This is a genomic window from Mesorhizobium sp. CA8 (assembly GCF_020164955.1).
In the GTDB taxonomy this organism is placed as follows: Bacteria; Pseudomonadota; Alphaproteobacteria; order Rhizobiales; family Rhizobiaceae; genus Mesorhizobium.
This window is the reverse complement of record NZ_JAIUHG010000028.1, coordinates 1-21,034: the sequence shown is the minus strand read 5'-3', so window position 1 is coordinate 21,034 and position 21,034 is coordinate 1. Positions and strand designations below refer to the sequence as shown.

Annotated in this window: 23 protein-coding genes; 12 read left to right on the top strand and 11 right to left on the bottom strand. The window is 64.4% G+C overall.

Features of this window, described 5'->3' with window-relative positions:
- Positions 1-127: 127 nt before the first annotated feature.
- From LB553_RS25005 to LB553_RS24995, 3 genes are all read right to left on the bottom strand, one after another.
- Positions 128-397 carry a helix-turn-helix domain-containing protein gene (locus tag LB553_RS25005; protein WP_095770123.1) on the bottom strand — a complete coding sequence of 90 codons (270 nt, stop codon included), beginning with the start codon at positions 395-397 and terminating at the stop codon, positions 128-130.
- A gap of 91 nt (positions 398-488) precedes the next feature.
- Positions 489-1,190, bottom strand: coding sequence for a phosphatase PAP2 family protein (locus tag LB553_RS25000; protein WP_224517115.1), 702 nt, complete (start codon positions 1,188-1,190; stop codon positions 489-491).
- A gap of 18 nt (positions 1,191-1,208) precedes the next feature.
- Positions 1,209-1,547, bottom strand: a complete 339-nt coding sequence (locus LB553_RS24995) for a hypothetical protein (protein ID WP_224517112.1) — start codon at positions 1,545-1,547, stop codon at positions 1,209-1,211.
- A 247-nt stretch (positions 1,548-1,794) separates the two neighbouring features.
- Here LB553_RS24995 and LB553_RS24990 point away from each other — a divergent pair, with 247 nt between their 5' ends.
- Positions 1,795-3,792, top strand: a complete 1,998-nt coding sequence (locus LB553_RS24990) for a PhoX family protein (protein ID WP_224517111.1) — start codon at positions 1,795-1,797, stop codon at positions 3,790-3,792.
- A 54-nt stretch (positions 3,793-3,846) separates the two neighbouring features.
- Here LB553_RS24990 and LB553_RS24985 read toward each other — a convergent pair whose 3' ends face one another.
- Together LB553_RS24985 and LB553_RS24980 are read right to left on the bottom strand one after the other, a co-directional pair.
- Positions 3,847-4,527, bottom strand: coding sequence for a GNAT family N-acetyltransferase (locus LB553_RS24985; protein WP_224517109.1), 681 nt, complete (start codon positions 4,525-4,527; stop codon positions 3,847-3,849).
- On the bottom strand, positions 4,524-5,015 hold the full coding sequence (locus tag LB553_RS24980) for a MarR family winged helix-turn-helix transcriptional regulator (RefSeq protein WP_224517107.1): 492 nt from the start codon (positions 5,013-5,015) through the stop codon (positions 4,524-4,526). Before LB553_RS24980 ends, LB553_RS24985 begins: the two co-directional genes overlap by 4 nt.
- Positions 5,016-5,248: 233 nt before the next feature.
- On the opposite strand from LB553_RS24980, the gene LB553_RS24975 reads away from it, so the two are divergent.
- The gene (locus tag LB553_RS24975) at positions 5,249-6,286 is read left to right on the top strand and encodes a phosphatidylglycerol lysyltransferase domain-containing protein (protein ID WP_224517105.1); all 1,038 of its coding nucleotides are present in this window, start codon (positions 5,249-5,251) and stop codon (positions 6,284-6,286) included.
- A gap of 68 nt (positions 6,287-6,354) precedes the next feature.
- Here LB553_RS24975 and LB553_RS24970 read toward each other — a convergent pair whose 3' ends face one another.
- The 5 genes from LB553_RS24970 to LB553_RS24950 all read right to left on the bottom strand — a co-directional run bounded on the left by LB553_RS24970 (position 6,355) and on the right by LB553_RS24950 (position 10,611).
- Complete coding sequence (locus LB553_RS24970) at positions 6,355-7,134, bottom strand: ABC transporter permease (protein ID WP_224517103.1); 780 nt, start codon at positions 7,132-7,134, stop codon at positions 6,355-6,357.
- Positions 7,131-8,057 (bottom strand): ABC transporter ATP-binding protein, encoded by a 927-nt coding sequence (locus LB553_RS24965; protein WP_224517102.1) that lies wholly within the window; start codon positions 8,055-8,057, stop codon positions 7,131-7,133. The genes LB553_RS24970 and LB553_RS24965 overlap by 4 nt, the downstream gene beginning before the upstream one ends.
- Positions 8,058-8,504: 447 nt before the next feature.
- Complete coding sequence (gene msrA, locus LB553_RS24960; protein WP_224517100.1) at positions 8,505-9,242, bottom strand: peptide-methionine (S)-S-oxide reductase MsrA; 738 nt, start codon at positions 9,240-9,242, stop codon at positions 8,505-8,507.
- Positions 9,243-9,555: 313 nt separating this feature from the next.
- The gene (locus LB553_RS24955) at positions 9,556-9,840 is read right to left on the bottom strand and encodes a hypothetical protein (protein WP_224517099.1); all 285 of its coding nucleotides are present in this window, start codon (positions 9,838-9,840) and stop codon (positions 9,556-9,558) included.
- Between the two features lie 84 nt (positions 9,841-9,924).
- Complete coding sequence (locus LB553_RS24950; RefSeq protein WP_224517096.1) at positions 9,925-10,611, bottom strand: DUF1223 domain-containing protein; 687 nt, start codon at positions 10,609-10,611, stop codon at positions 9,925-9,927.
- 390 nt (positions 10,612-11,001) lie between these two features.
- Between LB553_RS24950 and lepA the strand changes: the two genes are divergently transcribed.
- Positions 11,002-12,807 carry a translation elongation factor 4 gene (gene lepA, locus LB553_RS24945; RefSeq protein ID WP_095769428.1) on the top strand — a complete coding sequence of 602 codons (1,806 nt, stop codon included), beginning with the start codon at positions 11,002-11,004 and terminating at the stop codon, positions 12,805-12,807.
- Positions 12,808-13,213: 406 nt separating this feature from the next.
- Here lepA and LB553_RS24940 read toward each other — a convergent pair whose 3' ends face one another.
- Positions 13,214-14,011, bottom strand: coding sequence for a DUF3800 domain-containing protein (locus LB553_RS24940; protein ID WP_224517094.1), 798 nt, complete (start codon positions 14,009-14,011; stop codon positions 13,214-13,216).
- Positions 14,012-14,119: 108 nt separating this feature from the next.
- Here LB553_RS24940 and LB553_RS24935 point away from each other — a divergent pair, with 108 nt between their 5' ends.
- From LB553_RS24935 to LB553_RS24895, 9 genes are all read left to right on the top strand, one after another.
- A complete protein-coding gene (locus LB553_RS24935; RefSeq protein WP_224517092.1) occupies positions 14,120-14,632 on the top strand; it encodes a hypothetical protein in 513 nt (170 codons plus the stop codon).
- Positions 14,633-14,643: 11 nt separating this feature from the next.
- Positions 14,644-15,150 (top strand): hypothetical protein, encoded by a 507-nt coding sequence (locus tag LB553_RS24930; RefSeq protein ID WP_224517090.1) that lies wholly within the window; start codon positions 14,644-14,646, stop codon positions 15,148-15,150.
- 237 nt (positions 15,151-15,387) lie between these two features.
- A complete protein-coding gene (locus LB553_RS24925; protein WP_140633290.1) occupies positions 15,388-15,735 on the top strand; it encodes a hypothetical protein in 348 nt (115 codons plus the stop codon).
- A gap of 131 nt (positions 15,736-15,866) precedes the next feature.
- Positions 15,867-16,238: an endonuclease domain-containing protein gene (locus LB553_RS24920; protein ID WP_224517088.1), complete on the top strand. Its 372-nt coding sequence runs from the start codon at positions 15,867-15,869 to the stop codon at positions 16,236-16,238.
- 202 nt (positions 16,239-16,440) lie between these two features.
- The gene (locus LB553_RS24915) at positions 16,441-16,812 is read left to right on the top strand and encodes a hypothetical protein (protein ID WP_224517086.1); all 372 of its coding nucleotides are present in this window, start codon (positions 16,441-16,443) and stop codon (positions 16,810-16,812) included.
- 127 nt (positions 16,813-16,939) lie between these two features.
- Complete coding sequence (locus tag LB553_RS24910) at positions 16,940-17,311, top strand: endonuclease domain-containing protein (protein ID WP_224517084.1); 372 nt, start codon at positions 16,940-16,942, stop codon at positions 17,309-17,311.
- A gap of 169 nt (positions 17,312-17,480) precedes the next feature.
- Positions 17,481-18,107: a CDGSH iron-sulfur domain-containing protein gene (locus LB553_RS24905; protein WP_224517082.1), complete on the top strand. Its 627-nt coding sequence runs from the start codon at positions 17,481-17,483 to the stop codon at positions 18,105-18,107.
- Between the two features lie 53 nt (positions 18,108-18,160).
- Positions 18,161-18,463 (top strand): cupredoxin family copper-binding protein, encoded by a 303-nt coding sequence (locus LB553_RS24900; protein WP_224517080.1) that lies wholly within the window; start codon positions 18,161-18,163, stop codon positions 18,461-18,463.
- Between the two features lie 327 nt (positions 18,464-18,790).
- On the top strand, positions 18,791-20,809 hold the full coding sequence (locus LB553_RS24895) for a hydantoinase/oxoprolinase family protein (RefSeq protein ID WP_224517078.1): 2,019 nt from the start codon (positions 18,791-18,793) through the stop codon (positions 20,807-20,809).
- The last annotated feature ends 225 nt before the right edge of the window (positions 20,810-21,034 follow it).

Sequence of the window (21,034 nt, the reverse complement as noted above, 5' to 3'; positions counted from 1 at the left end):
GCTTCCGCTCCACAGGGCGGCGGGATCGTCGGCTGGATGTCGGCGGTCGCCGTCGCGATAAACCGTTGCGACGCCGCATCGCTGCCCGAAAACCGGTAGCGGTTCCCGAGGCGGATGCGGTTGCGGCTCAGCCCTGCGGGTTCTGCGCCACGGTGGCCTTGAGGCGCACGCCCCTGCCGCCGCGTTCGCTGGTCTGGTTCTCGCCGATCAATTCCACCCCGACCTCATCGAGGGCATGGATGACCTTCATCAGCGTGTCAACGACGCCTCGCACGACGCCCTCGCTCGCTTCCATACGCTGTATCGTCGGAAGCGAAACGCCGGCGCGCTCGGCAAGCGTTCGCTGGTCGATACCGGCCAACGCCCTTGCGGCGCGCATCTGCGCAGCAGTGATCATCGGCCAGAACCTTGGTCTGAGTCTGCGATATCAATGTATAATACAAGCATAGTGATGTTTCAAGCGTCATTTAATGTAGATGAGACATCGGTTATTCGCTATCCTTAACGACCTTGCGTCGCTGCAGCAGCCGCGCCGCGAGCCAGCACAGCATGGCCCAGGCAAAGCCCGCGCACCAGCCGGCAAGCACATCGGACGGCCAGTGCACCCCGAGATAGACGCGGCTGGCGCCGACCAGCACGGTGGTGAGCACCGCGAGGCCGAGCACGAAGACCTTCGTCCTGCGGTCCGGCAGGAAGCGGGCCGTCAAGGAACCGAGCGTCAGATAGGTTACCGCCGACAGCATCGCGTGGCCGCTCGGAAAGGACAGCGACGTCTCGTTGACGAGATGCGAGACGAGATCGGGCCGCGGCCGGTCGACCTCGAATTTGAGCAAGCTCGAAAGCACTTGCCCGCCGGCCACCGCCGCGAACATGAACAGCGCTGTCGAAGGTCTGCGGATCAAGAGCAGATAGAGGATGGTCGCCGTCGTGATCAGTACCAGCACAGCGGTGCTGCCCAGCGCGGTGACGTCGCGCACCGCGCCTTCCAGCCAAAGCGGGCCGATCGGGCTGTCCGGCTGGCCGGCATGACGGAAGGCGAGCAGGATTTCCGTGTCGAAGGCGTGCGGGGTCGTGGCGCGCGCCAGCTCCATGAGTTCCACCAGGCCCCACAGCCCGCCGGCGATCACCAGCCCGGCCAGCAGCACCGGGAATTCCAACCTGTTGAGGAGCGCGTTGGCGGTCGATTTCATTCGGGCCCTCGGGTCCAGCTACAGCCGCTGAATATAGGGCCCGAGCGTGATCAGCGCGACGGCGGCGACCGCCAGCACCATGCCGATCGCCTGCAAGGCATTGAGCCGTTCGCCGTAGAAGGCGATCGCCACGACATTGACGGCGACCAGCTGGATCACCGCCGACAGGCTGAACGACACCGACATGCCGAATTCGCGCACCAGCCTGAGCATGATCAGATTGCCGGCCGAGTAGAGCGCCAGCGTCAGAAGCAGCTTGGTCAAGCTCGGCGCCAGCCCCCATTGCTTGGCCGCCATCGCCGCCAGCAGGAATATCGCGGTCGAAATGCCGAGCTGCGCCAGTCCCCAGAAACTCACCCGCCATCCCCTTTTCAAGTGCCGTCGCCACGCCTGCGCAGCCCTTGTTTCCCGAAGCGGGCGAGGCCGTCAAGCCGATCGCGGTCGATCGTTCGCCCATTTCGAGGACCCAAGCCGGCCGCCGCTGCTCAGCCGGCGAACAGCCATTGCGGTTCAATCGCGATGATGTCACGAAAATGTGATCGGCGCGCTTTAGGGGTCGAAGGGCCAAAATCCCAGCCACCTCAAGAAGCCAGAGGAACAGCCTATGACCCTGACCCCTGAGACCCGCTTCCGCACCAGCCAGCTCGAGGACAATGGCGGCCCGCCCGTCAATCATACCGACAACCACACCATGGGCGAGATCATCGCCGCGCGTTTCTCGCGCCGCGGCTTCCTGAAGGGCTCGCTGGCTGTCTCGGCCATCGCCGCCACCGTCAGCCCGCTGGCGCTCGTCGCCGCCGACGAGGCGCGCGCCGCCGAAGCCTCGGCTTTCAAGTTCGACGAGCTCGAAGCCGGCATCGACGACAAGCACCATGTCGCGCCCGGCTACGACGCCGACGTGCTGTTGCGCTGGGGCGATCCGCTGTTTGCCGATTCGCCGGAGTTCGACCCGCTGAAGCAGTCCGCCGAAGCCCAGGCCAAACAGTTCGGCTACAACAACGACTATGTCGGCTATATCCCAATCGACGGCTCGGCCGAGCATGGCCTTTTGGTCGTCAACCACGAATACACCAATCCGCATCTGATGTTCCCCGGCATCGTTTCGATCGTGGAGAAGGACGGAAAGAAGAAGGCCGAGGTCGCGCCGCTTTCCAAGGAGCAGGTCGATGTCGAGATGGCCGCGCATGGCGGCACCATCGTCGAGATCCGCAAGCAAGACGGCAAGTGGCAGGTGGTGCGCGACGGCAAGCTCAACCGCCGCATCACGTCGACCACCGAGATGGCGCTGTCCGGCCCGGTCGCCGGCCACGACCGCGTCAAGACCAATGCCGACCCGTCCGGCACCGAGGTCTTCGGCACGCTCAACAACTGCGCCGGCGGCGTCACGCCCTGGGGCACCTATGTGATGGCCGAGGAGAACATCCACGGCTATTTCTCGGGCGAATTGCCGGAGGGCCACAGGGAAGCGGCCAATTACAAGCGCCTCGGCATCCCCGAAGGCGCTTATGAGTGGGGCGCGCATTACGACCGCTTCAACCTTGCCAAGGAGCCGAACGAGCCCAATCGTTTCGGCTGGATCGTCGAGGTCGACGTCAACGATCCGAACTCGGTGCCTAGAAAGCGCACCGCCATGGGCCGCTTCAAGCATGAGGGCGCCGAGTCGATCGTCGCCAAGGACGGCCGCGTCGTCTTCTATCTCGGCGACGATGAGCGCTTCGACTATGTCTACAAATTCGTCACCGCCGGCACGTTCAACCCCAACGACCGCGCTGCCAACATGAACCTGCTCGACGACGGCACGCTCTATGTCGCCAAATTCGCCGAGGACGGTTCGGTGGAATGGATGCCGATCGTGTTCGGGAAGGCGCCGCTGACGGCGGAGAACGGCTTTGCTTCCCAAGCCGACGTTCTCATCGAGACGCGGCGCGCCGCCGACCTGCTCGGCGCCACCAAGATGGACCGGCCGGAGGACATCCAGCCCAATGCCGGCAATGGCAAGGTCTATGTCATGCTGACCAACAATTCCAAGCGCAAGGCCGAGCAGGTCGACGCCGCCAATCCCCGCGCCGACAATGCCTTCGGCCACATCATCGAGATCGTCGAGGACGGCGGCGATTTCGCCGCAACCAAGGGCAAGTGGGAAGTGCTGTTAAAATGCGGCGATCCTTCCGTGGCCGATGTCGGCGCCACCTTCTCGACGGCGACCACCGCCCATGGCTGGTTCGGCATGCCGGACAATTGCGCCGTCGATTCCGCCGGGCGCCTGTGGGTCGCCACCGACGGCCAGGGTCCGAAGGCCACCGGCCGCACCGACGGCCTCTGGGCCGTCGACACCGAGGGTGCGGCGCGGGCAACGTCGAAGCTGTTCTTCCGCGTGCCGATCGGCGCCGAAATGTGCGGTCCGCTCTTCGCGCCCGACGACCAGACGGCTTTCGTCGCCGTGCAGCATCCGGGCGATGGCGGCGAGGACTGGGAAGGGTTCGGCCGCCCCTCCTACTACGAGGATCCGTCGACCCGCTGGCCGGACTTCAAGCCGGACATGCCGGTGCGTCCGTCCGTCGTTGCGATTACGAAGCAGGGCGGCGGCAAGATCGCGGTGTGACCTCTTGTAGCTGAGGCGTCGAGAGGGAAGATTTCGATCAAATCCTCCCTTTCGTCACTCCGCGCGTTGAACCATGGCCATGTTCATCTTGCTTCTCAAGCGGAAGCCGATGGACTCGTAAAGCCTGATCGCCGCTTCGTTGCTGTCATAGACGTGCAGGTATGGAACCTCGCCGCGTGCCGCGATCCGGCCGGCCACGAACACCGACAGCAGGCGGGCAAGGCCGCCGCCGCGGAAATCCGGGTGCGTGCACACGCCGCTGAGTTCCGAGTATCTGGACTGCTTCATACGCTCGCCGGCCATTGCCGCCAGCCTGCCGTCGATCTTGATCCCCCAGAAATCGCCGAGGCTCAGCGCCTCCAGCGTGAAAGGGCCGGGCTTGGTGAGCGAGGCGAGCGCCAGCATTTCCTCGGCATCGTCTTTTGTCAGCTGCCGGATGCGCTCATCGGACGTCGCGGGCATCGGCGCTTCGGCGACCATCTGCACCAGCGGCGCTGCGGAGATCGCGGAGATTTCCGGCGACAGGGCGATCTCATGCGCCTGGACCAGGACGGCTGTTTCGCCCGGCGGGAGAAGCCCGGCCAGCGCCCGCAGGCTGTCCACATCGTCAGCCGCAGTGGCGGCGAAGGGCACGATCGACGGGCGATATCGTCGGGCAAGGGCGCCGCCCTCGGCGAAGGTCTGGTGCCGCGTTGCAAGCGCGCTCCAGATGGGGCGGTCGAGAACATGTTTCATGACGCGGCCACCCTGGCATTTTCGGCGCGGCGATGGAGCGGCGTTGCGGCCAGGCGATCCTCGATTGCCGCAAGCTGGCTAAGCAGCGGCCCGGAAAGATCGGCGCACACATCCGCCACGGCATTCTCGATGCTCGGCCAGATCTCCCGCTTCGCCTGGTTGACCAGATGCCGGCCGTTGCGGCTCAGCGAAACGATCCTGCGCCGCTGATCGTCTTCCGACGGGTTGACCTCGACCAGGCCCAGCTCGGAAAGCAGCGCCACGCTGCGCGTCACGCCGGGTTGGGCGATGCCCAAGGATTGGGCCAGCTCGCCGACCGGCAGCCGGCCCAGCCTGTCAAGCGCGGCAAGCAACGGGTACTGGCTCGACTGGATGCGCACATCCAGGCGGTCGAGCACGTGCTGCGTGTCGGCCTGCAACTGCTCGCCTATGCGCTTCATCCGGCTGCCGAGGCAGAGAAAGCCGAGGGATCGGAGAACGTCTTCCATAGCAGCCTCGTCGCATATTGATAACTTGATATATAACAATGCATGGAAATGTCAAGGCGATCTTTCGCATATCCGTTGCGGCAGCCGATGAGTGACAGCACCGCCTTCGGACGTTTGCCCTTCATTCGCGGTCAATTGCATCCTATATCGCGTTGACGCACGCGGCCGGCAGCGGTCGCCAGCGATTCGCGACCTGAGGGCGGCAGGTCATCACTTCTTGGCACGCGGAGCTCATGGCGCCCCTGCGCATCTATTTCGACAGGCTTCTCGACGCTGTGGCGCCCAAGGTTCCGCGGCGCGACTTGACGGATGCCGAACGCCTGGCGCTGGTGCGCCGATACGGCGATTTCTCGCTGGCCTATTCGACGGCCGTGCAGCAGAAACTGGCCTATTTCAGCGATGGCGACGGCTATATCGCCTTCGGCACCAAGATGGGCCGGCATTTCGCGCTGGGCGATCCGGTGGTCGATCCGGCGGATCGCGCGGCCTATATCAAGCGCTTCGTCGAAGCCGCCGGCGGCCCTTGGTTCGTCCAGATCGGCGCCGACACGGCCAAGGTGCTCGCCGGCCTCGGCTACATGGTGAATCGCCTCGGCATCGATACGAGGCTGGTTTTGCCGGCGCATGATTTTTCCGGCAAGCGCAACGAGACCGTGCGCTATTCCCAACGCTGGCTGACGAAGAAGGGCTTTACCATCGCCGAGGACAGGGGCGACGGGCTGCACGAGGAGATCGTCCAGCTTTCCGCCGACTGGCGCAAGCAGCGCATCATCAAGCGCTGGGAGATGGGTTTCCTCAACCGCCGCTTTTCCGAAGAGCTCGGCGTCGACATGCGCCGCTTCCTCCTGCACAGCCCTGAGGGCCGGCTTCTCGCCATCCTCGACTTCGACCCACTGTTCCGCGACGGCAAGGTCATCGGCTACACCACCTCCTTCAAGCGCAAGCAGACCGACGCCACGCCGCATGCCGAGATCGGCCTGACCAAATTCGCCGTCGACCGATTTCGCGAGGAAGGCATCTCCGAGGTGACGCTCGGCCTTTCGCCGCTGCTCGATATCGAGCCCAGCGGCTTTGCCGAATCGAGCTTCTGGCGCGGCGCCTTCCAGCGCGCCTACAACTCGCCCTGGGTCAACCGCTCGCGCTTCAACCTGCAGGGTCAGGCGGCCTTCAAGCGCCGCTTCCACGGCGTCGAGGAGCCGACCTATATCGCGTTCCGCAAAGGGACTTTCATGGAGATGCTAGGCCTGCTGCGGCTGCTGAAGGCGATTTAGAGCAGGCCTCCCCTCTCCGTCCCGGCTTCGCCGGGCCACCTCTCCCCACTTCGGGGGCGAGGAACTCGTCAGTTCCTCAACCGGTATCCCGTCTTGAATATCCAGGCGACGATCGCGATGCAGATGGCCAGGAACACCAGCGTCATGCCGAGGCTGACGCCGACCGAGACATCCGCCTTACCGTAAAAGCTCCAGCGGAACCCGCTGATCAGGTAGACGACCGGGTTGAACAGGGTGATTGTCTTCCAGATGCCGGGCAGCATGTGGATCGAATAGAAGCTGCCGCCGAGGAAGGTGAGCGGCGTGACGATCAAGAGCGGCACCAGCTGCAGCTGCTCGAAGGTCTTTGCCCAGATGCCGATGATAAAGCCGAACAGGCTGAAGGTCACCGCCGTCAGCACCAGGAAGGCGATCATCCAGAACGGATGCTCGATCCTGAGCGGCACGAACAGCGCCGCGGTGGCCAGGATGATCAGGCCGAGTATGACCGACTTGGTCGCGGCACCCCCGACATAGGCGATGATGATCTCGAGATAGGAGACCGGCGCCGACAGGAGCTCGTAGATCGAGCCGACGAATTTCGGAAAATAGATAGCGAAGGAGGCGTTGGAGATCGATTGCGTCAAGAGCGACAGCATCATCAGACCGGGCACGATGAAGGCGCCGTAGGCGATGCCGTCGATCTCGGTGATGCGCGAGCCGATGGCCGAGCCGAAGACGACGAAATAGAGCGATGTCGAGATGACCGGCGAGATGATGCTCTGCAGAACCGTGCGGAAGGCGCGCGCCATCTCCACCCGGTAGATCGCCCATACAGCGCGAAAATTGGGGGCAGCGCGCAGGTTCATGGCTCTTGCCTCAGAAGATTGACGAAAATCTCTTCGAGCGAGCTGTTCTTGGTTTCGAGGTCGCGGAACTGGACGCCGGCCGCCTCGAGGTCGCGGATCAGCGAGGCGACGCCCGGACGGTCGCTCTGGTTGTCATAGGTGTAGGTGAGCTGGTTGCCGTCGTCCGACAGCTCCAATGAATAGTGCGACAGGCTGTCCGGAACGGCGGCAAGCGGCGCGCGCAGCTCCAGATTCATCTGCTTGCGGCCGAGCTTGCGCATCAGCTCGGCCTTGCCTTCGACCAGGATGATCTCGCCTTTGTTGATGACGCCGACGCGGTCGGCCATCGCCTCGGCTTCCTCGATGTAATGCGTGGTGAGAATGATGGTGACGCCCTCCTCGCGCAGGCGACGGACCATTGCCCACATGTCCTGGCGCAGCTCCACGTCGACGCCGGCCGTCGGCTCGTCGAGGAACAGCACACGCGGTTCGTGCGACAGCGCCTTGGCGATCATCAGCCGGCGCTTCATGCCGCCCGACAGCGTGATCGCCTTGGAATCCTTCTTGTCCCACAGCGAGAGGTCGCGCAGCACCTTTTCGACGAACTCCTTGTTGGGTGCCTTGCCGAACAGGCCGCGGCTGTAGTTCACCGTCGCCCAGACGGTCTCGAAGGCATCGATGGTGAGTTCCTGCGGCACCAGCCCGATCAGGCTGCGCGCCGCGCGGTAATCCCGGCCGATGTCGTGGCCGTTCACGGTGACAGTGCCCGACGAGCGGTTGACGATGCCGCAGACGATCGAGATCAGCGTCGTCTTGCCGGCGCCGTTCGGCCCCAGCAGCGCGAAGATCTCGCCGCGCTCGATGTCGAGATTGATTTCCTTCAGCGCCTTGAAGCCGGTGGCATAAGTTTTCGTGACACCGGAGATCGAGATGATGGATGACATGCTGAAATACGGCCGGCTGGAAAAGGTGACCTGATATAGGTCGGCTGTTGTCCGGCGCAACTGGAATCGACGCTGCTGCTGACAGTTCTGGACAGTGGGCGCGTCTTTCTCCCGGTTTCGGGCAGACATACCCGGCGATCAGCACCGGCGCCGGAGATTGGCGGAAGCCGCCCGAACCTCGTCATCCACGGGCGGAGCAAGGAGCGAAGCGACGCGCGCAGACCCGCGGATCCATTCCGTGACTTAAGAGCGCTGCTGCGGTGCAGAATTCTGCTCCGCTGCATTCTACGATCAGGGTTACGTAATGGATACCAGGGTCTCCGCGACGCCGCTTCGCGGCTGCTTCGCCCTGGAATGACGAGACTGAGGGCTTCGCCAATCGCAAGGCATGTCAGCTGCCGATATCTAACGAAGATCCGTGCGCCAGGAACTGGCCGGCTCTCCTCCTCAGCTCTTGCTGGAGGCCAGCACCAGCACCGGCTTCTCGCTGTAGAGCTTAGGGAACAGCGCCTTCAGATTTTCGATCTTGGGCAGATCGTTGTAGACGATATAAGGATAGGTCGGGTTCAGCGTCAGGAAGTCCTGATGGTAATCCTCGGCCGGGTAGAAGGTCTTGCCGGTTTCGATCGTCGTGACGATCGGCTTGGGGAAGACCTTGGCCTTGTCGAGCTGGGTGATGTAGCTCTCGGCCACCTTCTTCTGCTCGTCATTCTCGGCGAAGATCGTCGAGCGGTACTGGGTGCCCCGGTCCGGTCCCTGGTAGTTCAACTGCGTCGGATTGTGCGCGACCGAGAAATAGACCTGCAGGAGCTGGCCATAGGTGACCTTCGACGGGTCGTAGGTGATCTCGACGGATTCGGCGTGGCCCGTGCGGCCGGTGCCGACCACTTCGTAGACGGCGTTTTCGGCGCTGCCGCCGGTATAGCCGGAGACGGCCTTGCTCACGCCCTTGACGTGCTGGAACACGCCTTGGACGCCCCAGAAGCAGCCGCCGGCGAAGATCGCCTTTTCGGTGCCGCTCGCAGCCTTTTCGTCCAAAGCCGGCGGCGGGATCACCACCGCGTCCTCGGCCGATCGGGCCGGGCTCTGCCAGAAGATGGCCGCGGCCGCGCTGAGCACCAGCGCCGCCAGCGCACCCTTGGCAAGGAATGGCCGCTGCGCGGCTTTCTTTTCAATGCCGGTCATGTTGGGTCTCCTTGTTGTCGCTCCATTATATACGAACGCAGCCGCGAAGCGGTTCTCACTTTGCCGTGCGGCGGCCAATGGCCGAGGGCGCTCCCCCTCTCCGTCTCGGCTTCGACGAGCCACCTCTCCCCCGCCTCTGGCGGGGGCGAGGAACCCAGGCTTGCGAAGGCCGCGCCCTTGGCGATTGGCGTTTCCTCGCCCCCGCAAAGCGGGGAGAGGTGGATCGGCGCGCAGCGCCGAGACGGAGAGGGGGCTGCGCTGCCCTGTGCGATTGCCTCGCAGGCCGGCGACGCAGGCGGATCGCCAGCTCACCCTACTGAGCGGTGGTGTCCGCAGGCTTCATGGCATCCGTCGAAGGCTTCATTGCGTCGGTGGCGGGCTTCATCGCATCCGTGGCCGGCTTCATCGCCTCGGTGCTCATCGCATCAGGTTTCATAGCATCGGCCGGCTTCATGGCGTCGGCCGGCTTCATGGCGTCGGTCGCCATCGCATTGGCGGGCTTCATCGCATTGGCCGTGTCGTCGGCGCGGGCGCCGGCGACGAAGACGGACGCGGAAAGCGCGAAGGCCAGCGCCGGCAGCGTGAGGAACTTGGTCATGGTAGTCTCCTTGGGTTTGGCGCGCGCATGCGGGCCCTGGTGAAGCGTTGCCGCTCATGCGGCCCCGCGCGAAGGGGAAAAAGGTCAGTTGGCGGCGGCGGCGAGGATCGGTCCGCCGTTCGGACCCTGCACCAGCACCGCGGTGCTCAAGCCACCCGAGGCCACCGGCAGCGGCAAAGTCGTCGCCTCGCCGTTCCAGCTGCCGAGCTTGGTGAGCGCATGCACGACATTGGCGTGCGGCAGGGTGCGGCCGGTGTTCTCGCCGCGCGCCACTGGCACCTCGACGACGCCTCTGGTGTAGCGCACCAGCCAGATATCGGCGCCGCCGCCCGGCGCCTTGCCGGCGCCGATGCTGACCTTGCCCTGCCCAAGCGAAAGCTCCGGCCCCTGCGCGCGGCTGCTGTTGGCGATCAAGCTCTGGATCTCGCCCGGTGCCGCGCCCACGGCGTCGTGGCTGCCATTCACCACCACTTGCGGCGTGAACGGCCCGTCATGGCCGAGCGACGGCTCGTAGGTCACCTGGCGTTCGGTGAATTCCTTGCGGCCAAAAGTGTCCTTCCAGCCGAGATAGTCCCAATAGGTGACGTTGAACGACAGCGCCAGCACGCCCGGCTGGTCCTTGACCTTGATCAGGTTGGCATTGGCCGGCGGGCAGGACGAGCAGCCCTGGCTGGTGAACAGCTCGACCACGGTGAGCGGCTGCGCGGAAGCGGCGCCGAGCGTGGCGGCAAGCATCGCGCCGGCGAGCAGGCTTGTCTTCAATCCGGTCATGGGAAGCAGTCTCCACTGGGTCATGCTCCCATTTCGCCGGGGTGGAGAGGTTCGTTACAGCTTCACCGGTTTGTGATTGGGGCGCCTCGGTGCGCAATGTTGGAGGGACAGCACCCCCCTCTGCCTGCCGGGCATCTCCCCCGCAAGGGGGGAGATTGGCAGCTTCGTCGTCGGCGCCCTTCCTGCAATGTCGGCGATTGGTGAAAGCGATCGCGACATCTGATCTCCCCCCTTGCGGGGGAGATGGCCGGCAGGCCAGAGGGGGGTGTGAAGGATCGCGACGCTGGAAGCCGTCTCGGCGCTGCGCGCCGATCCACCTTCTCCCACAAGGGGAGAAGGAAAAACCCCCGCCGCTTGCCCCTCAACCCCGCCCCTGCTAAAGCCCGCCGCATGACGACGCCCCTCGACCATATCCGCAATTTCTCCATCGTCGCCCATATCGACCATGGCAAATCCACGCTTGCCGACCGGCTGATCCAGCTCACCGGCACGCTGGAGGAGCGCGACATGAAGGAGCAGGTGCTGGACTCGATGGATATCGAGCGCGAGCGCGGCATCACCATCAAGGCCCAGACCGTGAGGCTCAACTACCGCGCCAAAAACGGCGAGGATTATGTGCTGAACCTCATCGACACGCCCGGCCATGTCGACTTCGCCTATGAAGTGTCGCGTTCGCTGGCCGCCTGCGAGGGCTCGCTGCTGGTGGTCGACGCCAGCCAGGGTGTCGAGGCGCAGACGCTGGCCAATGTCTACCAGGCCATCGACAACAACCACGAGATCGTCGTGGTGCTGAACAAGGTCGACCTGCCGGCGGCCGAGCCCGAGCGCATCCGCGAGCAGGTGGAGGAGGTGATCGGCCTCGACGCCTCCAATGCCGTGCTGATCTCGGCCAAGACGGGGCTTGGCGTGCCCGACGTGCTGGAGGCGATCGTCCATCAGCTGCCGCCGCCGCGCGAGGGCGACATCGCGGCACCGCTCAAGGCCATGCTGGTCGACAGCTGGTACGACGCCTATCTCGGCGTCATCGTCCTGGTGCGCATCATCGACGGCGTGATGAAGAAGGGCCAGACCATCCGCATGATGGGCACCGGCGCAAAATACCTCGTCGAGCGCACCGGCGTCTTCAAGCCGGCCCGCGTCAATGTCGACGAGCTCGGCCCCGGCGAGTTCGGCTTCTTCACCGGCTCGATCAAGGAAGTGGCCGACACCCGCGTCGGCGACACCATCACCGAGGACCGCCGCCCGACGCAAAAGGCGCTCCCCGGCTTCAAGCCGGCGCAGCCGGTGGTGTTCTGCGGCCTGTTCCCGGTCGACGCCGCCGATTTCGAGGATCTGCGCGCCGCCGTCGGCAAATTGCGCCTCAACGACGCGAGCTTTTCCTATGAGATGGAAACCAGCGCCGCGCTCGGCTTCGGCTATCGCTGCGGCTTCCTCGGCCTGCTGCATCTGGAGATCATCCAGGAGCGGCTGGAGCGCGAGTTCAACCTCGACCTCATCGCCACCGCGCCCTCCGTCGTCTACCGCCTGAACCTCAACGACGGCTCGGTCAAGGAACTGCACAACCCGGCCGACATGCCCGACGTGGTCAAGATCGCCTCGATCGAGGAGCCGTGGATCCGCGCCACCATCCTGACGCCCGACGACTATCTCGGCGGCATCCTGAAGCTCTGCCAGGACAGGCGCGGCATCCAGGCCGATCTCTCCTATGTCGGCAAACGCGCCATGCTCACCTACGACCTGCCGCTCAACGAGGTGGTCTTCGATTTCTACGACCGGCTGAAGTCGATCTCCAAGGGCTACGCCTCCTTCGACTATCACCTGACCGACTATCGCGAGGGCGACCTGGTGAAGATGTCGATCTTGGTCAATGAGGAGCCGGTCGACGCGCTGTCCATGCTGGTGCACCGCACGGCGGCGGAAAAGCGCGGCCGCGCCATGTGCGAGAAGCTGAAGGAGCTGATCCCGCACCATCTGTTCAAGATCCCGATCCAGGCGGCAATAGGCGGCAAGGTCATCGCCCGCGAGACCATCTCGGCGCTCAGGAAGGACGTCACCGCCAAATGCTACGGCGGCGACGTGACCCGCAAGCGCAAGCTGCTCGACAAACAGAAAGAGGGCAAGAAGCGGATGCGCCAGTTCGGCAAGGTGGATATCCCGCAGGAGGCGTTTATCCAGGCGCTGAAGATGGGCGATTGAGAAGCCGGTGGCGCGCGCAGCGCGCCAAGCCATCGATCCGGTGAATCGATGGCAGGCTTCGAAAGCGGGGGGAGCTGCCGGAGGCAGCAGGCCGCCCCGCCAGCGCCGCGCTGGAGCTGCGCGGTGGAGGTTATGCGCCAGCCGGAAGATCCGATTATCGCGGCAAAAAATCAAAAAGTGAGCCGGAGCCGATCGCAGGACTTGGACGAGGCACTTGGGCAATGGATTTGCCACAAGGAAAAGCGACTCATTTTCAATGACTTATCATAAATAGTCAGATAAGCTATTGAACATATTGACCTTTTAAGAATAAGAGCCTATGTTATATGAGCTCGACTGAGCCGGTGGTAGAAGCCGGGGTAAGTCTTGCTTAAGGGCGGTGCCGAGACATCGGCGCCGCCCTTCGCTATCTTATGATGCCGAGCGGATCCTGCCTGTTGCACTCTCTGGTGAGAGTCAGATCCAGTTTTTCAAACGATCTATGGATCCTACGCTGCCGTGCTTTTGCGGTTGGCAATTCATGCCTTAGAAGGCCAAACGCCAGAACGTCAGCAACCTGAATAAAGTAGCTCTTTTGTGAGCTCTTAAACTGCGGATCTTCTATTATACGCTCAATCGGGATGTTCTTGGTAACGCCACCATCAGGCCAGCCGCCCTGATTACTTGGTATGGGATTGTGGACACGCATACGCCTGACCATGGCGATGTATTGCCGCTCCTTCCCTTCGTCGCAGATTAGATGCGCGAAGGAATCCCAGGCTACCATCGTGCGGTTAATGCGGTTCAACAGGCGCTCGAACGCCCGATATTGATCGTCGTCATTATTACAGACGTTAAAGACCCGAACACCCCATCGATGCATGAATTCGACCACTTCGAAATGCTTATGAAATATCTGCGCACGAGTGTGTCTGCTCAGGTGCGCAAGCGCTCCGTCGCTTCCTCTACCAGATAGAAATGCCGTCGAATGAATCTCAAATCCAAGCGGGACGCCATGCGTATCTCTGAGATGTATACGCCACTTCTTGATGTATTCGAACGCCGTGTTCCACTGGCGGTGCGGGATTGCCAGCGCAGAAAATACATTCGCTGGGCGGTCAGTCGAATCGTCGATGTAGATGAAATGCATTTCATTCCAGAATGTAATCATCTGCTCAAGAGTCAAGCGGACAACCATGACTTGGAACGCGTCGGTCGTCGGCATCCTCATCCGTTAGCTTCAAAGGGTCGACTCTCGGCCCGCTCCGCCCCGACCAATCTTTGAGAACGTTTGGCGCTGTTGTATCCTCTCCCCGGCTTGGGGAGACGTCACATGCGCTCAATCTCGGACACCGTCGCCGCGATCGGCCTCGCCATTGGAGGCGCGTTTGGCTTGGCGGGCACGTTCGTTGCGAGCGACGCGCTGCGCGAGACGCTGTGGACCATCGATGGCGTCGGCATTGTCGTCGCCTCCGCGTTGCTGACGATGAAATACCAGCGGCTCGGCAATGATCTCGTCGCGGCCGGCTTCCTCACTTTCCTGGCCGGCGAAAGTCTGCTTCTGGCCGGCAATGCGGCGGGGCTGCAGGCCTCTGTGCCTTCCTATGCCGGCGGTATTGCGCTGTGGGCGGCGGGGCTGGTGACGGTCAGCGCGCAGGCCACCTTCGCGCTGTGGATGCGGCTCACGGCCTCCGTCGCCGCTGTGCTGTTCGCCGTCTCGATCCTGATGATCCTGTGGGGCGCGCCGCTTTTGCCCACCTCGGCGCCGCTGCCGGCGCTCGGCTATCCGTTCCTGGTGCTGACCTTCATCGGCTGGATCTGGACTTTGCTCAAAGCCGAGCGTTGAGCGCGAAGGCGATGCCCGCCCCGCTCGAACTCCGCAACAGCCCGTCGGGAAAGATCCTGCCCGCCGTCGGGCCATTCCTGCTCGGCGGCGTCTTCGGCTTCGGCGCGCTGCAGGGCGTGGCGTCGGGGGCGAACAGCGGGCATGTGCTGTGGATCGCGCTGCTTAGCGTCGCCTGCCTGGGGCTCGGCGCCTTTATCGCTCGCGGCGCCTTCGACAGTTCGGTCAAGGTGATCTTGGACAGCCAAGGTTTCCGCGATAGTCGCGCCGGCGACGTGCTGGTGCCGTGGAGCAAGGTGAAAAGCGTGCGGCTTGCCGCCGGCGGCAAGGGCGCGGCGATGCTCAATTTCGAGCTCACCGAGGAGCCGCCCGACGCCATCCGCTATTCCGCCGCCAACGCCTTCGGCCTGATGCCTTTCGGCCGGAACATCGTGCATATGGAGATCTCCTCGCTCGACGTGCGGGGAGAGGAGATGGTCGACGCGGTGAAGACATTCGCGCCGCATGTGGTGAGGCGCTGACTTTCCCTTCTCCCCCTGTGGGAGAAGGTGGCCGCGAAGCTGCCGGATGAGGGGTGTTGGAAGGAATGAGGCATCGGCGATTGGGTACAATGCGCCGCTTGCAACGAACGGCCTCGCCAAGCTGGAGCACCCCTCATCCGTCTCGGCGCTGCGCGCCGAGCCACCCTCCCCCACAAGGGGGGAAGGGGAGATCGCGCCTTGCGCCCACCCGTGCTCTACTCCCCCGGGGACCTCGCCATGATTCGCGCTCTGCTCGCCTTCCTTCTCCTCAGCACCCCGGCCCTCGCCGCCGACATGTCGGTGTTCGTGCGCAACCAGCGCTCGGACGGCGTCGCAGTCGAGCTGTTCAGCCGCGACAGCCAAAAAGTCTGGCCGGGCGACGACAAGGTCTTTCTCATCCGCCCGAAGGCGCGCAAATCCGTGCCGATCTCCTGCGAGCCGGGCGAGCATATCTGCTGGGGCGCCTGGGTGAACGGCGACGATTCCGTCACCGCCGGCGTCGGCCCCGATAACGACCAGCCCTGCGACACCTGCTGCTTCATCTGCACCGAGCATTCCACCGAGACGGTGGACCTGGCGGAGTAGCGGGACGCTTCCCCTTCTCCCCTTGTGGGAGAAGGTGGCTCGGCGCGCAGCGCCGAGACGGATGAGGGGTGCTCCAGCGGAGTGAGGCGCCCGATGATTGAGTTAGCGCCAGGATTGGCTGGTCTTCCCTCATGCCGCACCAACCTGTCACCCCGGCCAAGCGCAATTTCGCCCGGTCGATGCGCCGCGAGCCAACACAGGCGGAAGACCGCTTGTGGCACGAATTGCGCGGCCGCCGTCTGGACAACATCAAGTTCAGGCGGCAGGTGCCGATCGGCCGCTTCGTGGCGGATTTCGTCTGCGCCGAGGCCAGACTTATCGTCGAAATCGACGGCAGCCAGCACGCGGAATCGTGTCGCGATCAGGAGCGCGACGCCGAACTTAAGGCAAGGGGATTTCGCGTGCTGCGGTTCTGGAACGACGATGTCTTGAAAGACATGAACGGGGTATGCGACACCATAATCGCCTACGTGAGGGACGAAAGTTTGCAGCCTTGGCGGTAGTGAAGCGCACGCGTTCCTGCCAGGCTGGAGCACCCCTCATCCGTCTCGGCGCTGCGCGCCGAGCCACCTTCTCCCACAAGGGGAGAAGGGGAAGTCGCGCCAATTTCTCTCAGCTATTTTCGCCGCCGCCCCTTGGCATCGGCGTCCGCCATGCCATCATCGCGCCATCGGCCGAGGGGGCCGATTCGACTCGGGGGTTCTCATGTCCATCATCTTCGCGCGCCGCGCTGCCGCCGCGCTTTCGCTTGCCGTCCTAATCGCGCCCGCCGCTCACGCCGGCGACGTTACCTTCCAGATCAAGAACAATCATCCCAACGCCATGCGCGTCGAGCTCTACAGCCAGGACCGCGACTATGTCTGGCCGGGCGAGGGCAAGGATTTCTATCTCGACGACGGCGAGACCAAGCAATTGCCGATCTCCTGCAATGAGGGCGAAAAGATCTGCTACGGCGCCTGGGTCGACGGCGATGAAGAAACCTATTGGGGCGTCGGCCCCAACAACAAGGAAACCTGCGAGGACTGCTGCTACACCTGCAGCGGCGGCCAGACCGAGGAGATCGACCTGGAGGAGTAGGGGCGCCCTCTCCTTCTCCCCTTGTGGGAGAAGGTGGATCGGCGCGCAGCGCCGAGACGGATGAGGGGTGCTCCAGCGGAGTGAGACGCCAGGTGTTCAAGTCACCAACGTTAGCCAGTCTTCCGCCATGCCCCACCAACCCGTAACCCCGGCCAAACGAAATTTCGCTCGGTCGATGCGCCGTGAGTCGACCGACGCGGAGGACCGTCTATGGCAGGAATTGCGCGGTCGTCGTCTCGACAACATCAAATTTAGGCGGCAAGTGCCGATTGGTCGGTTCGTGGCGGATTTCCTTTGCGCCGAGGCCAAGCTCATCGTCGAAATCGACGGCAGCCAGCATGCGGAATCGCGCCATGACCAGGAACGCGATGCCGAGCTGAAAGTCAGGGGCTTCCGCGTGCTGCGGTTCTGGAACGACGATGTGCTGAAAGAGCTGGATGCGGTCTGCGACACCATCATTGCCTATGTAAGGGATGAGAGTCTGCAACCCTGGCGGTAGCGGTGCATCGGCGTTCCTGCCAAGCTGGAGCACCCCTCATCCGTCTCGGCGCTGCGCGCCGAGCCACCTTCTCCCACAAGGGGAGAAGGGGAAGTAGTCATCCGGCCAGCTTGACGCCCCTCTCACCATCGCCCTAGCCTCGCCTCAACCCAACAGGAGACCCACCCACATGGCAGGCACGGTCGAAGGCGAGAAGATCGACGTTTCTTTCAGCGGCAAGCGTTGCATCCATTCGCGCAATTGTGTGCTCGGCAACCCGCATGTCTTCGTGCCCAACGCGCCGGGCGAGTGGATCCACCCTGACGCGGCAAGCGTCGAGCAGGTCGTGGCGCTGGCGGAAAACTGCCCGTCGGGCGCCATCACCTACACCCGCAAGGATGGCGGGCCGCAGGAGAAGCCGCCGCTGGTCAACACCGTACGGCTGCGCGAGAACGGGCCGCTGGCGGTGCATGCCGAGATCGTGCTCGGCGAGGAGACCCTCTTCCGCGCCACGCTCTGCCGCTGCGGCCTGTCGCAAAACAAGCCGTTCTGCGACAACAGCCACATCAAGGCCGGCTTCACCGCCACCGGCGAGCCGCCGCTGAAGGAGGCGCAGGTGCTGGAGGCGCGGGACGGCCCGTTGACGGTGACGCCCACCGTCAACGGCCCGCTCAAGGTCGAAGGCAATGCGGAGATCGTCACCGGCACGGGGCATACAATCGCCCGCACCACAAAAGTTTTCCTCTGCCGCTGCGGGCATTCGGCCAACAAGCCGTTTTGTGACGGATCGCATAAAAGAGTGGGGTTCGTGGCATGACAAACGCCGCGCCGGCCTTAGTTTAAGGTGGGGACTCTCAGGAGGAATCCACCATGCGCACCATGCTCACCGCTGCCATGCTTGCCTTCGCAATGCCCGCCTTCGCCGCAAACCACACGGTGCAGATCAAGGACATGAAGTTTCACCCGGCCAAGATCAGTGTCGCCGTCGGCGACACCGTGACCTTCACCAACGCCGATTCCAAGACGCACACCGCCACGGCGGATGACGGTTCCTTCGATACCGGCCAACTCGCCAGGGGCAAGCGCGCCAAGGTCAAGATATCGGCCGCCGGCGCGCATCCGTTCCATTGTGCGATCCACAGCTCGATGACGGGCACCGTCACGGCGAAGTAGGAAACGCCGGCGCTTGAAGGACTGCTGCGCAGGCCGGCGCCAGGCCCCCCTCTCTGCCCTGCCGGCCATCTCCCCCTCAAGGGGGGAGATTGGCAGCTTGAACGCCGACGCCCCCTTTGCGACGTTGGCAATTGGCGAAAGCGCCGGCGACATCTGATCTCCCCCCTTGAGGGGGAGATGGCCGGCAGGCCAGAGAGGGGGGCCTCGCGCCGACGTCTCAATAAAGATCCGGCGCCAGCGCTCTTGGCCCACCCTTCCAACCTTTATCCATCCGCCGGTATCGGCTAAGGGCTTCGCAACAAGCCCTCGCCCCGGACTGCCTGCAACATGACCGCCAAGCCCTACCCCCTCTTCCTCGGCATCGACACCGGCGGCACCTACACCGATGCGGTGCTGTGGTCGGAGGAAGGGCCCAAGGGCAAGGTGCTGGCCAAGGCGAAGTCGCTCACCACGCGCCACGACCTCGCCGTCGGCATTTCCGGCGCGGTGGACGCGGTGCTGGAGGATTCCGCCACCAACCCGGCCGCCATCAAGCTCGTCTCCATGTCGACGACCTTGGCCACCAACGCGCTGGTCGAGGGCCAAGGCGGGCGCGTGGCGCTGGTGATGATCGGCTTTTCCGAGGCCGACCTCGCGCGCGACGGGCTGAAGACGGCGCTTGGCACCGATCCGGTGGTGTTCTTGCCCGGCGGCCATGACGTGCATGGCAATGCGGCAAAACTGGACCTTTCCGGGCTCGAGGCGGCGCTGCCGGAGCTTGGGCGTTCGGTATCGGGCTTTGCCGTCTGCGCCTATTTCGCCACCCGCAATCCGGCGCATGAGCTGGCGGCCCGCGACCTCATCCGCGACAAGACCGGCCTGCCGGTCACAGCCAGCCACGAGCTTTCCGCCAAGCTCGGCGGCCCGCGCCGCGCGCTCACCACCTTGCTCAACGCGCGCCTGATCTCGATGATCGACCGGCTGGTGGCGGCGACCGAAGGGTTTCTGGCCAAGCGCGGCATCGCCGCGCCGCTGATGGTGGTGCGGGGCGACGGCGCGCTGGTGTCGGCAGCGTTTGCCCGCCAGCGGCCGATCGAGACGATTCTGTCCGGCCCGGCCGCCAGCTTGGTCGGCGCGCGCCACATGACCGGGCTGGACGACGCCATGGTTTCGGATATCGGCGGCACCACCACCGATGTCGCCGTGCTCGACGGCGGCCGGCCGCGGCTTGATCCGGAAGGCGCCACTGTCGGCGGCTTCCGCACCATGGTGGAGGCCGTCGCCATGCGCACCTTCGGCCTTGGCGGCGACTCCGAAGTGACGCTGGAAGACGGCGCGCTCGACCCGAAGATCCTGCTTGGGCCGCGCCGCCTGGTGCCGCTGGCGCTGTCCGGCATGGTGCATGGCGAGGCCGTCACCACCGAGCTGGAGCGCCAGCTGCGAGCGCCCAATCCCGGCCGCATGGACGGGCGCTTTGCTCTGCGCACCGGCGTGCCGGACCGGCTCGCCGCCGGTCTCACCGGGCCGGAGGCGAAGCTTTACGAGGCGATCGGCGCCACCCCGCTGGCGCTCGACCGGCTGCTCGCTTCCAACGCGCAGAACGCCACGCTGAACCGGCTGGTCGCGCGCGGGCTGGTGCACATCTCGGGCTTGACGCCGTCCGACGCCGCCCATGTGCTGGGCAAGCAGGCCAATTGGCACGCCGCCACCGCCCGCCTCGGCGCCGAGCTTTTCGCCCGCCGCCGCGACGGCCGCGGCCAGACGATCGCAGCGACGCCGGAGGAGATTTCGCAGCGCGTGCTCGTCACGCTGACCCGCTGGTCGGCCGAATATATTTTGGAGACCGCCTTCGCCGAGGACGGGCTGGACGGCGCCGCCACCGTCGCGCATGCGCTGGTGCAGCGCGCCGTCGACGCCCATCCCGGCATCGCTCGCTTCACCGTCGCGCTCGACCGCCCGGTCATCGGCCTCGGCGCCTCGGCGCCGCTGCATTATGCCGGCCTGCCGCCGCTGATCGGCAATGGCTGCATCGTGCCGGAAGACACCGATGTCGCCAACGCGCTCGGCGCCGTCGTCGGCCAGGTGCGCGTCTCGGCCGAGGCCCGCGTCAGCCAGCCCAAGGAAGGCCTGTTTAGGCTGGCATCGGGCCAGACGGTGCGCGATTTCACCGAGGAGGGAAAAGCGATCGAAGCGGCCGAAGCCGATGTGCGCGCGATCGCGGCCAAGCGCGCGCTAGACGCCGGCACCGACAGCGCCGAGATCGAAATCGCCACCGACTTCAAGGTCTCGACCATCGAGGGCCAGCGCATGTTCATCGAGGCGCATGTGATCGCGGTGGCATCGGGACGGCCAAGGATTGCGGTGTAGCGTAATCTCCCCCCTTGAGGGGGAGATGTCGCCGAAGGCGATAGAGGGGGTCGCTTCGCGTGAGGCGCCAACATGTCGCGCGATGGGATGCGGTGCCGACGACCTACGTGAGAAAACCCCCTCTGGCCTGCCGGCCATCTCCCCCTCAAGGGCATATGCGCTAAGATAGCTTTGGCATGGCTTGAAATTTGCGCTTTCGAGGTGGCTCGCGCCAACGATGTCGCA